Below are 14,601 nucleotides of genomic sequence, written 5' to 3' on the forward strand. Positions count from 1 at the left end.
GTACAAGTATCTATTTGAGTTATATGCAATTTAAAATAGATTCATGATTATGTAACTAATATTTGAAGTAGTTATAATCGATTAATTATGACAGGATAGCTATGCATATTGGTAGAATTGCACAGAACGTTCTATTCATATTGTATAAATTGAGTTTATAAAAATTTTATATATTGCAAAAATACTTAATTTAAATTATTGTAAGGGTGGATGATTCAGTATAAAATTCGAGCTGATTCTTCACTTAGGTCGCAAGACTTCAAAAGAGGTGCATAATGGTTGAGATAAAAGAAGTAGAAAGCAAAAGAGATCAAAGATTATTTGCAACATTTCCCACCGAATTATACAAAGATGTACCCCAGGCGATTCCGGATATTATATTAGATGAAATGGATAATTTTAATCCTAAGAAAAATCCTGCCTATGAATATTGTGATGCAAAGCAGTTTCTAGCCTTTAAGGAGGACAAGTGTGTAGGAAGAATTGGTGCTATAATCAGTAAGGCTGCGAATGAAAAATGGGGAACAAAGAGAATTCGTTTCTCAAGAGTAGATTTTATTGATGATATTGAAGTATCTACCGCTTTATTTAAAGCAGTGGAAGATTGGGGCAAAGCAGAAGGCTTAAGTGAAATTCATGGTCCGATCGGGTTTTGTGATATGGATCAGGAGGGCATGCTCGTAGATGGATTTGATACCGATGGTATGTTTATTACAATCTATAACTTCCCGTATTATGTAACACATATGGAGAAGCTGGGATTTATCAAGGATGCGGATTGGTTGGAATTTCGTATCTATATGCCCGATAAAATTAATGATAAATTGAACAAGCTTTCGCAAACAGTACTGAGAAGGCATAAAATAACACTGGTAGAGCCGAAGAGCCGTAAGGAAATCAAAACCTATATCAAACCTGTTTTGGATTTACTAAACACCTGTTACTCCGAGCTCTATGGAACGGTAAAATTAAGTGATGCTCAAATTATAAAGTATGTAAATCAATTTATTATGATTATCAATCCCGAATATGTAAAGTTGCTACTAGATCTGGAGGGAAAGCTGATAGGCTTTGGTTTGGCAGCCCCCTCTATGAACAGAGCGGTCAAAAAAAGTAACGGAAGACTATTCCCATTCGGATGGTATCGTATCCTAAGGGCACCATTTCAGAAGGCTGAGGTTCTTGATCTATATCTGATAGGGGTAACCCCTGATATGCAGAACAAAGGATTAACCGCGGTACTGATGAATTCTATGACGATGACCGCAGCAAAGAATGGCATAAAATATGCAGAGACAGGGCCGGAATTAGAAACAAACCATCAGGTTCAAGCGTTGTGGAAGCACTATACAACCGAAAATCATAAGCGCAGGCGTTGTTGGATTAAGCCGATTGTATAATTGCTCGGGATGTTGTAAGTGAAATCTCTATATCGAAGCAATATCACTTCATCAAGAGTTTTCACTTACAAAATACCTATTTTTAGTTAATGAAATAATCCTTTAATCGGATGTTTGGACGGTAGCGGTTGATGACAAATTTATAGGTAAACGAAGAGCATATAAAATACGATTATAAGCCATTAGATTACCATAATAACCAACACACCGCAAATATTTGCTAATAAGTGTGAAATCCAGCATATACAAATATTTTTAGTTTTATAAAATAGTATGCCATATATAATACTATCAATAAAAATCCAAGTTATATCGTATATAACTACTATTGGCGAACCCATTGAAAAATGTCCTAAAGCAAAAATCAAGGATGTGATTATAATTGCAACTCTGATATTGATGCAAATGCCTAATTTCCTTTGAAAGAAACCTCGGAAACAAATTTCCTCCGTTAATGCCAGTATAAAAAGCTGTGGGATAAGTATAAACAAATTGTCGAAAGCAAGCATAGGCTGAGTTCGCTCAATCACATGAGCAAAGTAATCAGGTACTATTAATTTTGATAAAAAAAGTGAAGCGAATCCTGTTCCAATAGGTAATAATATTAACCACCAGTATTTTATTAAATCTTTATGTAGCCCTTTAATTCTAAATCCTATTCCAGCAAAAGTTTGTTTTCTGACAATCTTTTCAATAAAAATATAAGGAATGATAAATATATATAAACCTACTTGTATTGTGACTATCAATCCCCAAATAATTGTAGGTAATAATTCTTTAACAAACATTTCTTTGTTTCTGATTAATGATTTCTTTTCGGTGTTCATAATCAATTCCCCCGCTTCATAATATAAGTAAATTCTAGCTGCATAGTTCCATACTGTCAACGAGTAGGAGGGTAAGTTACATTATGGCGTGGTAAGTTGCGTTACTTACGGTTTTGTAACGCTCGTAATCCTGCATTTATTTCTCTGGTATCTTTTATTTGAAGTAGCTGTCCAATAAGATTGACGGTAAGGTACACAATAAGAACAATCCCCACTAAAAGCATAATTTGAAACAAACTAAAAATTTTTCCGATTAAAATTGAAAATCCTATGATGATTATTTCCAGAGCTAACAAATGTAGAACTTTACGGATGATAGTCTGACGCAAGTTTAGCTCCTTGCGTGAATATAGGATAATCGAAGGCAGAGTACCTAACGTCGCACCAATCAGAGGTGAATAGAACGCATCGAAACCGAATGTTGTTTCTGGCTGAAGTATTGGTCCAAAGATCGCCGTTGCCACATTAAGACAAGCGGTGACTATAAAGAATTTTATTGCGCAACTCCGCAAAAACGAACTAAAACTCATTATTCTCCCCTCCTAACACTTTTTTCAGCGAGGAAACATAACGGCGGGAAATGATAATTTCTTCCCCGTTAAAAAGCCTTGCTGAGAATCTACCATTAAAAATTGGATATACGCTGTCAACTTTCATCAAATTTACCACCATTGATTTTGAACAACGAAAAAACCGCATGAACTTGTTAGCTTCCTCAAATTCATACAGCTTAACTCGTAATTGGTATGTTTTATTTTCGGTATAGGCGAATACTCGATTATCCACGGCTTCCACATAAAAAATGTCCGTTAAAAATAGTTCGACCATCCTTTCATTTTCATAGCCAAATAAAGAAGTGTCGGTTGATTTTATAAAATCGATAATATTATTCACCTTGTCTGTTATATTGTAACATTGTATAACTACCTGCTCAGTCTGATTTTGTTCTATTTCTTGAATCGATACCTTCATTTTTTGCCTCTTATATGCACTTAATATAAAAACTATGCGATGTATTCTCTCAACCTTATTGAGCAGAAAACGTCGCATAATCAGTTTAGCATATTCGGACCTGAATTTCCATGATGTTTTCATAAACCCTCATAAAGAAACCTCGTGGGCAAAAAGTGTTCATGATGTCTATCAGGGTCCTAAATTCTATTTTGATTGACATCTTTGTATTAAGCTTTTTTTCATTTGAAATAAGTAATTTTAGCATTATTATGTCCTCTGTTAATTGAAATATAGAGCTGAACAACTAGGTTATTCAGCTCTATGGGGGGACTATATTAATTTCGATTCTTGCATTTTAAGTGCAATCGGTAGTTCGATGATGGTAAGAACTACGATGCATAGCATGGGGATTTCGATGTGTCCGGAGATACCTTGTGCTATATCAAAAAGGTAGACGAACAATGCACCAGATATCTGACCCATTAAGAGGATTACCCCGAGTGAGGTGCCCTCGGGAAGAGGGTATGCCTCTTCGGTACCGTGCTGGAACAAAATCGGCGCAACTCCCATCGTTAAAAATCCTGCTGCTCCGGCTAATATATTTAGTAATAAGTAGTTTCCAACAAAGGTAAATGCTAGATAAATCGGAATAAGCAGAGCAACATTTCCCACAAAAAATATGGTTCGTTTGTGTAGGCTGTCTGAGATAATTGGCAATACCACTGCACCTACAATTCCTGCTAATACAAACACTGTACCGATTACTCCGGCCCCAGCGGAAGTGATTCCCCTGGGAAGAAGAATGGTCTCCAGCAAAGTGAGCAGTGTGTTAAAGATTCCGATTGATATAAAACATATCATTAATACCTTGAGAAATTTTTTATTCTTAAATAATTTATGTATTGATTTAATTGAGATTTCTTCTTTTTCGGCACTAGGACCGGGTGGTGCGACAGCCGGTTTTTCTCTGGTGAAAACAATTGCGATTACAGCAGAGACTGTGGCGATGATGGCAAAAACCAGGTATACATCTTTGATACTGGATTTATCAGCAATCATCGGAGCTAATAGCATAGGAACCGCAAATCCGATATATTGAGCCATAGTCAGTATGCCGCCTGCGGTAGCACGTTCCGAGATTGGGAACCAGTTCGCGGGAACCTTGGTGGAGATATTTAGTAAGAATGGTTGACCGATTGCTATAATGAATTGGGCGATCAAAACTATCGTAAAGTTGTCAGCAAAGATGACTCGTGCAAAGCCAAATACGGCGGTGATCAATGCACCGACAATTAGTGAAAATCGATAGCCGAATTTATCCACTGTCCAGGAAGCCGGTATGGAAAATATGATATACATAATCATATAGCTCATGGAAAACATGGCGATACTCAGAGTGTTGACTCCATAGTGCTTCTCAGCAATACTAGAAATCGGTGCGAGGGTAAGCCACATCATCTCAGTGGATATGATACTGGGTATTATTGCCAGCAGTATCACAAAGCGATAACTCGATAAACCATTTTCTTTTGACATATGTCCTCCAATCTTATGCAATACGCATTTTAACCGGAAGTATAATTCTTGTAATCATAAACCGGTATAATATAATTTGAAATCCCAGTTGGAAAGTCGTCACGATTTATGATTAGCCTGTTTTGAATATTTTTTCAGATAAACAAACCTCATCAGCTTGCTTTCCAAAGGATTAATATATTTTACTTTACCAAATAATGCCGCGCTTATCAAGGCATTGCAGTTTTTCTCAGCAACCATTGCTACAGCCTGTGCATCCTCATTTGTAGCTGCACAGCAGAGTGCTCCGTTATTGTGAAGAAATACTGCGGAGGTCTTGCGCAATGCGGTGGTTACACTCTCAGGCTCCATCGGAGTATTATGAACCTTGGTACCGGCTATCTGAGCGAAGTCATCGAGAAGAGGGTGTAATAATATACCGGTAGTAGATACAGAATGAATTCCCGGAGTATCACTATGATGAATATGGTGAATGTCATTATGCTTTTTATAGATCTCATTATGTAAAGAGGCTTCTAATAAGAGCTCCTTATCGGATGCGAATAGCTCAGAGTACCTATCAAAAGGAATATCAAATGTCTTATCCGAGAGGACTAACTTAAACCCATGTTCCGTTCTTTCGCTATCACAGGGCAAAAAGGGAAGCTTAACAGATGACGAGGTCGAGTTTTTCGCCAAACGTGAAAGTGCGAAGTTTCCAAGGTCTACAGGATCAAATTCGGTTTTGCGAGTAGAATGAAGATACTCTTCTTGAATGAAGAGCTTGCAAGCCTCTTCGAGTTCCGTAGCAACTTGGAACGTGGATTGATAATCTTTATTAAAGCATAGTGCACCATGATTTTTCATAATAACAGCAGAACCGCTAGATAGTGATAATGCTTTTGCTACACCCTTACGAAGCTTTTTTGTTCCGGGGAGTCCGTAATCCGCACATAAAACGGTACCTTTGAGAGAGGAGAAATCCTTGGATACCGGTATGGAATCACGTCCAAGGACACTCACCGCCGAAGCATAGTCCTGATGTGTATGGATTACAAAGTTAACATCACTATGGAGCTTATACACTTCCGCATGAACTCCTTTTTCAGAGGAGGGCTTTATATTACCGCTATAGCTACAGTCGATAATCGCTACTTCTACGATTTCCTCCGGTGTCAAGGAGACATAATCCCGCCCACTTGGAGTAATTACAAAATGGGTATCGCTGATGCGGCAACTTACATTACCCCAGGTTCGAGCAATCAGACCGGATTCTACCAGCCTTTTTCCGGCTGCGATGACAGTTTCTTTTGCTTCTAAAATTGTCATATTAACCACCATGCCTTTCATCATAAATCTGCAGCTTTGAATAACTAATCCAAAGCTGCGAGAGAGATATTACATAAATCATATCAGAATATTTATTAATTATTTGCTTATGTATTCTGCTCCTGTTGTACTCCAACATTGGCGAATACTCGATCAAAACGTGCTAATACATCATCAATCATTTCTTCAGTATAGGCTGCGCTGGTGTAGAGACGGCTACCTGCCAAGGTAACGATTCCTTCCGCCATATATGCGGCACCCATATGTTCCATTTCTTTTTTACGAATTGAGGTTGCTTTTAATACAGCAGGAATTTGCCATGGTTTACTCCAGTTGATTGAATAATGCATAGTTCCGACTGTCTCAAGATGGCAGATGGATCCTTGATTAAATGCAACAAATGGCAAGTTATATTTTTTGATTAATTCCTGTAATCCTTTTGTGAGACGATCGCCCATCTCGCCGGATTTTCTCGCGGCATCGATACGCTCTATCTCGCAGAGAGTATAATAACCGGCTACACAGCTGAGTGGATTTGCTGCCATTGTACCACCGATTAAAGCTCTTTTATATTTGTCACCGGTTTGAATGCCGGCTGCAAGATATTTCATATATTCCTTCTTGCCGCCAAGACCGCCTGCACCCGGATATCCACCTGCTACGACTTTACCGAATACGGTAAGATCCGGCTCTATACCAAAGTAACCTTGTGCCCCTGCCATGCCAACACGGAAGGCGGTTACTACTTCATCAAAGATCAACAGGGCGCCATATTTACGACAGAGTGCCTCAACTCCCTTACAGAAATTCTTGTCTACAGGTCTGGTTCCGCTCTCAGGTCCCAGTGGTTCTAACATAACGGCTGCGGTTCCACCATGTAATTGGTTACGTCTGAGTTTTCTTTCCAGATCTTTTAGGTCATTCGGGAAGAATTCCCCTGTTTTCTTAAAATTAAAATGAGGAACACCGTGAGCCTGGGTCCATTTGGAACCGGGGATACGGATACCAAATGCGAGCTGATCACTCCAGCCATGGTAAGCACCACCCATTTTAAGTACGTTCTTCTTCTTCGTCGCGAGACGTGCAACACGAATTGCTGCCATACAGGCTTCGGTACCGGAGCCCAACATACGGAACATCTCAACGGATTTAAAATTATCTGCTATCTTCTTAGCAAGCTTATATTCAAATTCATGGAACAAACCGGTAGAAGGACCACAGTCATTTAACAGATCGATTACTTCTTTACGAACCTCAATCGGATTGCTTCCGATAACGGTAGGGCCTCCTGCCTGAAGGAAGTCATAGTAACGATTACCGTCAATATCGTATAAGTAAGCGCCCTCCGCTTTTGTAAATACAAGAGGGAAGGGATGGTTAAAGGCAAGGTTATGCTGTACACCACCGGGGATCAATTGCTTAGCCTCTTCGATCATTGCCTTAGATTTTGCACATTTCTTATCATAATACTCAGTTATGTAGTTTTTTAAAGCGTCCGGTTTGATTGTATAAATCGGTTTTTGAATTAGTTCGTCAAGCTGCTTTGTAATAGCAGCGGTGTCCGGATATTCAGAAATTGAATAACGGTTATCCATAAACCCTCCTGTTCTGCATAGGTTAGCAAATTGAAGTCAACCATGCACTTCTATAATTAAAATAGTGAATGAACACTCACTCACCCAATAGTATAGCACTATGATTAAAAAAGTCAATAAAATCCATAGATAATTATGGAAAATAATTAACATGATTTGTTTAAAAATTTCACATTGAAAAAATAACTAAATATGGTAAAATATGAGTGAATACTCACTCACAAATAACTGTGAATTATTGAAATGCATAATTCACAGTTAGAAGTTTGTGCCTGCGAAATCCTCGGCGCAAACTAACACAAAGAGTAGACATGTTATGCTAGTGTGAATTATTGAAATGCATAATTCATATTAAAAAGAGAAAGGCTGGGTTGATATATGAATATAGATTACTTTAAAGATATATTTAAGAAATTACCAGAAGAAAAACAGAAAAAGATATTGAATTCTGCAATTGCTGAATTTGCGGAAAGTGGCTTTGACAGTGCTAATATTAATACGATTGCGTTAAATGCCGGTGTTAGTGTCGGATCCATGTATAAATATTTTGATAATAAAGAGGATTTATTCTTATCCGTTATCCATTATTGTGTGATGAAGCTAAGAACAATCTTATATGATGTGATACAGGGAGAGGAAACTTTCGATCTTCGAGTAGAGAAGATTATCAAAGCAATTCAAGCATATTCCCGAGAAGAGGTTTATCTAACAAAGCTCTATAATGAGATGGCTACAGAGAGCCGTTCCAATCTGGTATGGAAAATCGTATCCGATATGGAGAACACCGCATCAGAGCTATACGCAACATATATTAAAGAAGCACAGGAGGCAGGAGTGGTTCGTAAGGATATTGATGCGAGATATTTTGCATTCTTCCTGGATAATTTGTTCATATCTCTTCAATTCTCCTATGCATGTGAATACTATAAGGAGCGTATGAAGCTGTTCATCGGGGAAGAGGTATTTGACAATGATGATCTTGTATTAGAGCAGCTGATGAAGTTTATACGAGGAGCATTTTTTTCTTAATGTGCATTATTGAAAAACATAATTCACATCTCCAAGTTCGTACCTGTGAAATCCTCGGCACAAACTAACACAAAGGGCAGACAAGTTAAGCTTAATGTGCATTATTGAAAAACATAATTCACATCTCCAAGTTCGTGCCTGTGAAATCCTCGGCACAAACTAACACAAAGGGCAAGTATATTAAGTTTAAGTGAATTATTGAAGAACATAATAGAATTAATCATAAATCATCAATGTGTACAAGAATATATAATCTAAGCGTAAAGCATCACAATGCAATTTAGGAACGGAGGGAAACGATATGTCGGTTCATATTATTGCCTATGATGTCGGTACGACCGGTGTCAAGACGTGTATTTTTGAAATCACTGACCACATTAGATTGGTGGCTTCTACGATGGAGGGATATGAACTTTATGTCCTAGATAATGGTGGAGTAGAGCAGGATCCTAGCCAGTGGTGGAGTGCGATGTGCAATACGACGAAGGAAGTATTAGAAGTCAGTGGATTATCAAATAAAAGTATATCGGGTATATCCTTCTGCTCCCAGATGCAAGGGCTTGTGCTTGTGGATTCAGAAGGTAGGCCGGTGCGCCGTGCGATGAATTATATGGATCAGCGTGCACATGAGGAATTAAGAAAGGGCTTAGAACACGGGCCCCAGATATCAGGTATGAATGCATTCAAATTACTAAAATCCCTTTCGATTACTGGAGCTGTTGCAGCAAGTGTGAAGGATCCGGTATGGAAATACAAATGGGTGGAACAAAATGAACCGGAAGTATTTCAAAAAGTGTATAAATGGCTGGATGTAAAGGAATTCTTAATATGTCAGTGTACCGGGGAGTTTGTTATGACACCTGATAGCGCTTTTGCGGCATTATTATATGATATACGCAAAGGAAAAGAGGGTTTTAGCAAAGATATCTGTGACATGCTTGGTGTAAATATGAAGCATCTTGCAAGAATAGTACCCTGCACTGAGATAGTGGGCACGGTGTCAAAGAAAGCAGCCGCTATGCTTTTCCTTGCGGAGGGAACACCGGTATTTGGCGGTGGCGGAGATGCGACATTAATTGGTGTCGGAGCGGGTGCAGTGGAGCCCGGCGATACACATATCTATTCAGGAACCTCGGGTTGGGTATCTACGGTGGTGAAAAAACAGATGGTGGATATTAATTCGATGATTGCAGCTATTGTTGGAGCAGATAAAGATACATATAATTATTTTGCAGAATTAGAGACTGCGGGGAAATGTCTGGAGTGGGTTAGAGATCATCTGGCACTGGATGAAATCGATATCTATCTTGAGAAGAAGCGTGTTTCAGACAGTCCCGAAGCAATTCACAAAAGCCTATATGATTATATGATGCATGCAATTAAAAATGTTCCGGCAGGTAGTAACGGAGTGATCTTTACTCCCTGGCTTCATGGGAATCGATGTCCGTTTGAGGATTCGAATGCACGTGGAATGTTCTTTAATATCAGTTTAGAAACTGGTAAAACGGAGATGATACATGCCGTGCTAGAGGGGATCTGCTATCATCTGCGGTGGCAGTTGGAGGCACAGGACAAAAAGATTAAAACCTCCAAAGTAATTCGATTTGTTGGAGGAGGAGCTTTAGCACCGCTTACCTGTCAGATGCTTGCTGATATGCTTGGCAGAGAGATTGAGACAGTGGAAAATCCGCAAAATGTTGGAGCTGTCGGAGCAGCGTTGGTTGCATCCGTGGGGTTAGGTATCATCGATAAATTATCGGAGGCGAAGCAGCTGGTGGCTGTGAACCGTAATTATAAACCGGAACAAAAGAATGTAGAGATATATAATCGAAACTTTAAGATTTTTAAATCATTGTATCGTAATAATCGTTTGAATTTTAAAGCATTGAATGCCGAAAGGTCGTGAGCCGTATGTCAGATATAAAAGAGGTAGTATTAAAGCAGCAAAACTATTTTACCAAAGGGGAAACGTTAACACTTTCTTATCGTATGGAGGCACTGAAAAAGCTGCACTCAACGATAAAAAAATACGAAAATGAAGTATTGGAGGCTTTGAAGAAGGATTTAAATAAAGCACATTTCGAGAGCTATGCCGCTGAGGTGGGAATTATCTATACAGAGCTAAAAGATGCAATCCATAATCTGCATCGATGGAACAAGAAGAAGCGTGTAAAAACACCAATCGTACATTTTATCGCAAGCTCTTATATCGTGTCGGAACCCTATGGGAATGTTCTGATTATGTCACCCTGGAATTATCCTTTCCAGCTGACGATTGCGCCGTTGATTGGTGCAATCGCAGGTGGAAATTGTGTGGTGGTTAAGCCATCTGCCTATTCCCCTCATACCTCAGCGATAATGGGGAAGATTTTAAGAGAGTGTTTTGATGAAAAGTATATTGCAGTGATTGAAGGTGGCAGAGAAGCAAATCAGGAGCTTTTGGAGCAACGCTTTGACTATATCTTCTTTACCGGAAGTGTGAGTGTGGGTAAGCTTGTTATGGAGAAGGCATCTAAAAATCTTACTCCGGTGACGCTGGAGCTGGGAGGGAAAAGCCCATGTATCGTAGACAAGCATGCAAATCTTGAGCTTGCTGCCAAAAGGATTATATGGGGCAAGACATTGAATAGTGGTCAGACCTGCGTCTGTCCTGACTATCTCCTGGTTCACAAGTCAGTAAAGGTAGAACTGCTGGAGAACATGAAAAAGTATATTAAAGGATTTCTTGGAGATACCCCATACAATAATCCGGATTATCCAAAGATTATTAACCGGAAACATTATGAACGTCTGAAGGCATTATTAGACAATGGGAAATTAATCACCGGAGGGGAGTATAATGATGACACCAATCAGATTTCCCCAACGATTCTCGATCAGATTACGTGGAATGACCCCGTCATGCAAGAAGAAATCTTTGGACCGATTCTGCCCGTGCTGGAATTTGAGTCGATAGATGAAGTAATTGAAACAGTAAACAATCATCCCAAACCATTGGCACTCTATCTGTTCACCGAGGATAAAGAAGTGGAGAATAGAGTAATAGAACGAATTCCGTTCGGTGGAGGATGTGTGAATGATACGCTGGTGCATCTGGCAACCTCATATATGCCATTCGGAGGAGTTGGAGAAAGCGGAATGGGTGGATATCACGGCAAGTGGAGCTTTGACACCTTTACTCACAAGAAGAGTATCTTAAAGAAGTCAAATCTAATCGATATCAATATCCGATATGCACCGTATAGGGACAAACTGAGATTATTAAAGAAACTAATGTAGTCGAACTTCACAGTCAGAAAAGTGAATAATGTGGAGTCAAAAAAATTGATGGATAAGTGTATGGCTTACCAACTACAAATAGGGTTTTTACATCCAAGCCAGTAATGTGTATAGACAGTTTTTAGAAAAATAGGTATAATTTTATAAAGACTTATTATGTCACTTAATCATGTGGGTGTCATAAGTCCGAACAAGCGATAGAAGAATGGAGTATTATCCTTCCTAGTTTCGATGGACTTGTGGTACCTTTTTTAATATGGAGGAAATATGCAGATAGCGTCCCAATTTCAAGAAAAGAAAACTGTTTTGTCCTTTGAGGTGTTCCCGCCGAAAAAGACAAGTCCGATCGAGACAATTTATGCTACGCTGGATCAACTAAAGGATTTAAAGCCTGATTTTATCAGCGTAACTTATGGTGCAGGAGGCAACGCCGGTGATACCACGACCTGCGATATTGCAGCATCAATCAAGCAAAAATATCAGATTGAACCATTAGCGCATTTAACCTGTGTGAATTATACCAAGAATGAGATATTGCAGATTCTTGACCGATTAGAACAGAACGGAATTGAGAATATATTGGCTTTACGAGGGGATATAAACCCTGAAGTTCCACCTAAGCATGAGTTTTTATATGCCTCTGACCTCGTGGCATTTATACGCGAAAGGGGAGGGTTTCATGTATCAGGAGCCTGTTATCCGGAGGGGCATGTTTCGTCAGAAAACTTAATCGATGATATTTTGAATTTAAAGAAAAAGGTGGATGCAGGTGCGGAGCATCTGATTTCTCAGTTGTTTTTTGATAACCAATATTTTTATTCCTTCCTTGAGAAAGCAAGAATTGCAGGAATTGGCGTACCGATTGAAGCAGGAATCATGCCGGTAGTGAATAAAGCACAAATTGAGCGAATGGTTACCTTATGCGGGGCAAGCCTACCACCTAAGTTTACAAAGATGCTTCAGAGATTTGAGCATTCACCGGAAGCATTACGAGATGCCGGAATTGCATATGCGATTGATCAGATAGTGGATTTGATTTCACAAGGGGTGGATGGAATTCATCTATATACGATGAATAATGCTTATATTGCAAAGAAAATCAGTGATAGTATCTCAGGATTGATGAAAGTATAATGGACTATAAATATTTCCTTCACCGAATAAAGTCGTAATCGCATGGTAAAGCTTGAAGATATAGAAGGACAGTTAGCCATTTATAAAAGGCTTTCATACTATATATAAAAACATATTTTAAAATACTGTTTTATAAGCTGATTAATCATGAAATGGAGGTAAATATGAAGAAGATAAGTCGATTCATTATGCTGGCTATGGTGCTGGTTTTATTAGATGGATGTGGAAAAGGAAAAGAAAGTACACCACAACCCACCCCATTAACTACTCCTACTCAGCAAGCGGTAACAACATTGCCACCGGAGGATGTTAAGGATAATACTTCTGATAGTGAACCTCAGAAGGATGATAATGCAAAGTTACTGCAATATTATCCGATGCAGGCTGATACAGAGTATGAATATCAAGGAAATGGCAATGAATTTGCAGCCTATAACAGAACAGTAGATTATATTGATACAACGAATAACATTATGCAAACAAGAATGAACAATGGTGGTACAGAAACGGTAGAAGTCATACAAGTGAAGGATGGTAAGATCACCGTTATTAACAGGACACATGAATGTTATTATCGAGATAATCTCATGGATAAGCCACTACCGGAGAAGAAACAGGAAATACTTTTAATGGAACCATTAAAAAAGGGCACGAGTTGGACTCTTGGGGATGGTACAAAGCGTTATATCTCAGGAACAGATGTAAAAGTAGATACTCCTTCAGGACAGTATATTACCATAGAAGTCACCTCATTGGATAAGAATGGAGAGGCAAAGTACTATTATGCACCCAAGGTAGGATTGGTAAAGAATATTTACTCATCAGGGGAGTTGGAGGTTTCCTCCTCTCTTAGTAAGGTCAAGACAGATAAACCATTTGTTCAGACGATACGCGTATATTATCCTGATACCAAGGAGAAAATTCATGTAGAACAGTTGTCTTTGTCTTTTAAAACAAATGACGCTACCAGACTGGTGCTAGAGAAGGCACTCCGTCAGAAAGCATTGAAGGAAACCTATCTTCCGATTGTAAGTACCAATACGAAGATTAATAGTATGTATAGGGGTAAGAATGGGATCGCCTATATTGATTTTTCACAGGATATCATTAAGGACATGAATGTCGGAAGCGGTTTTGAGGAGAGGATATTACAGAGTATTACGAATACCGTTGGTAATTATTATAATGTTAACAAGGTTTATATCACTGTGGATGGTAAGTTGTATGAATCTGGTCATATTCTGAAGAAGAAGGGTGAAGTCTTCAAGGTGAATATGAGTAATGTAATCGAGGAATAATAACAACCATAGGAACCATATATCAGAGGGAATCGGTGAATGGTAGCAATAATCGATCTTGTAGATTCAGTATATAAGAAACCAGGCTTAAAGGTACTGTTGCAAATCAATAATGATTTGTAATAGTACCTTTTTTATTCTAAATTAGTAGTCATTACTATTTTAATGATTGACATATATATTGTGCTTGGCTATAATATAAACACAATATATAGTAATTAACAAGAAATATTCGCAATAC

Annotated in this window: 12 protein-coding genes; 6 read left to right on the plus strand and 6 right to left on the minus strand. The window is 38.6% G+C overall.

Annotation, left to right across the window (positions count from 1 at the left end):
- The first annotated feature begins 275 nt into the window (after positions 1-275).
- Positions 276-1,400 (plus strand): GNAT family N-acetyltransferase, encoded by a 1,125-nt coding sequence (locus AC6IWN_RS18285; protein ID WP_497989465.1) that lies wholly within the window; start codon positions 276-278, stop codon positions 1,398-1,400.
- Positions 1,401-1,582: 182 nt separating this feature from the next.
- Here AC6IWN_RS18285 and AC6IWN_RS18290 read toward each other — a convergent pair whose 3' ends face one another.
- The 6 genes from AC6IWN_RS18290 to AC6IWN_RS18315 all read right to left on the minus strand — a co-directional run bounded on the left by AC6IWN_RS18290 (position 1,583) and on the right by AC6IWN_RS18315 (position 7,620).
- Positions 1,583-2,227 carry a CPBP family intramembrane glutamic endopeptidase gene (locus tag AC6IWN_RS18290; RefSeq protein WP_497989467.1) on the minus strand — a complete coding sequence of 215 codons (645 nt, stop codon included), beginning with the start codon at positions 2,225-2,227 and terminating at the stop codon, positions 1,583-1,585.
- Positions 2,228-2,328: 101 nt separating this feature from the next.
- Entirely contained in the window at positions 2,329-2,757 is a 429-nt protein-coding gene (locus AC6IWN_RS18295) for a hypothetical protein (protein WP_497989469.1), read from the minus strand.
- Positions 2,747-3,199, minus strand: coding sequence for a LytTR family DNA-binding domain-containing protein (locus AC6IWN_RS18300; protein WP_497989471.1), 453 nt, complete (start codon positions 3,197-3,199; stop codon positions 2,747-2,749). Before AC6IWN_RS18300 ends, AC6IWN_RS18295 begins: the two co-directional genes overlap by 11 nt.
- A gap of 312 nt (positions 3,200-3,511) precedes the next feature.
- Positions 3,512-4,717: an MFS transporter gene (locus AC6IWN_RS18305; RefSeq protein ID WP_497989473.1), complete on the minus strand. Its 1,206-nt coding sequence runs from the start codon at positions 4,715-4,717 to the stop codon at positions 3,512-3,514.
- Between the two features lie 99 nt (positions 4,718-4,816).
- Entirely contained in the window at positions 4,817-6,025 is a 1,209-nt protein-coding gene (locus AC6IWN_RS18310) for a class II aldolase/adducin family protein (protein WP_497989475.1), read from the minus strand.
- A gap of 107 nt (positions 6,026-6,132) precedes the next feature.
- Positions 6,133-7,620 (minus strand): aspartate aminotransferase family protein, encoded by a 1,488-nt coding sequence (locus AC6IWN_RS18315; protein WP_497989476.1) that lies wholly within the window; start codon positions 7,618-7,620, stop codon positions 6,133-6,135.
- A 378-nt stretch (positions 7,621-7,998) separates the two neighbouring features.
- Between AC6IWN_RS18315 and AC6IWN_RS18320 the strand changes: the two genes are divergently transcribed.
- From AC6IWN_RS18320 to AC6IWN_RS18340, 5 genes are all read left to right on the plus strand, one after another.
- The gene (locus tag AC6IWN_RS18320) at positions 7,999-8,649 is read left to right on the plus strand and encodes a TetR/AcrR family transcriptional regulator (protein ID WP_497989478.1); all 651 of its coding nucleotides are present in this window, start codon (positions 7,999-8,001) and stop codon (positions 8,647-8,649) included.
- A gap of 301 nt (positions 8,650-8,950) precedes the next feature.
- Positions 8,951-10,555, plus strand: coding sequence for a xylulokinase (locus AC6IWN_RS18325; RefSeq protein WP_497989480.1), 1,605 nt, complete (start codon positions 8,951-8,953; stop codon positions 10,553-10,555).
- Between the two features lie 5 nt (positions 10,556-10,560).
- Positions 10,561-11,928: an aldehyde dehydrogenase gene (locus tag AC6IWN_RS18330; RefSeq protein WP_497989482.1), complete on the plus strand. Its 1,368-nt coding sequence runs from the start codon at positions 10,561-10,563 to the stop codon at positions 11,926-11,928.
- Between the two features lie 267 nt (positions 11,929-12,195).
- A complete protein-coding gene (metF, locus tag AC6IWN_RS18335; protein ID WP_497989484.1) occupies positions 12,196-13,062 on the plus strand; it encodes a methylenetetrahydrofolate reductase [NAD(P)H] in 867 nt (288 codons plus the stop codon).
- Between the two features lie 164 nt (positions 13,063-13,226).
- Entirely contained in the window at positions 13,227-14,360 is a 1,134-nt protein-coding gene (locus AC6IWN_RS18340) for a GerMN domain-containing protein (RefSeq protein WP_497989486.1), read from the plus strand.
- Positions 14,361-14,601: the final 241 nt, after the last annotated feature.

This window comes from Variimorphobacter sp. HTMS_6, assembly GCF_059717775.1.

What these genes read in the sequence shown, in the direction of transcription:
- metF (WP_497989484.1), top strand. Translation starts at nt 12,196, where the DNA reads ATGCAGATAGCGTCCCAATTTCAAGAAAAGAAAACTGTTTTGTCCTTT.
- AC6IWN_RS18325 (WP_497989480.1), top strand. Translation starts at nt 8,951, where the DNA reads ATGTCGGTTCATATTATTGCCTATGATGTCGGTACGACCGGTGTCAAG.
- AC6IWN_RS18300 (WP_497989471.1), bottom strand. Translation starts at nt 3,199, where the DNA reads ATGAAGGTATCGATTCAAGAAATAGAACAAAATCAGACTGAGCAGGTA.
- AC6IWN_RS18320 (WP_497989478.1), top strand. Translation starts at nt 7,999, where the DNA reads ATGAATATAGATTACTTTAAAGATATATTTAAGAAATTACCAGAAGAA.
- AC6IWN_RS18315 (WP_497989476.1), bottom strand. Translation starts at nt 7,620, where the DNA reads ATGGATAACCGTTATTCAATTTCTGAATATCCGGACACCGCTGCTATT.
- AC6IWN_RS18330 (WP_497989482.1), top strand. Translation starts at nt 10,561, where the DNA reads ATGTCAGATATAAAAGAGGTAGTATTAAAGCAGCAAAACTATTTTACC.
- AC6IWN_RS18290 (WP_497989467.1), bottom strand. Translation starts at nt 2,227, where the DNA reads ATGAACACCGAAAAGAAATCATTAATCAGAAACAAAGAAATGTTTGTT.
- AC6IWN_RS18305 (WP_497989473.1), bottom strand. Translation starts at nt 4,717, where the DNA reads ATGTCAAAAGAAAATGGTTTATCGAGTTATCGCTTTGTGATACTGCTG.
- AC6IWN_RS18295 (WP_497989469.1), bottom strand. Translation starts at nt 2,757, where the DNA reads ATGAGTTTTAGTTCGTTTTTGCGGAGTTGCGCAATAAAATTCTTTATA.
- AC6IWN_RS18310 (WP_497989475.1), bottom strand. Translation starts at nt 6,025, where the DNA reads ATGACAATTTTAGAAGCAAAAGAAACTGTCATCGCAGCCGGAAAAAGG.
- AC6IWN_RS18340 (WP_497989486.1), top strand. Translation starts at nt 13,227, where the DNA reads ATGAAGAAGATAAGTCGATTCATTATGCTGGCTATGGTGCTGGTTTTA.
- AC6IWN_RS18285 (WP_497989465.1), top strand. Translation starts at nt 276, where the DNA reads ATGGTTGAGATAAAAGAAGTAGAAAGCAAAAGAGATCAAAGATTATTT.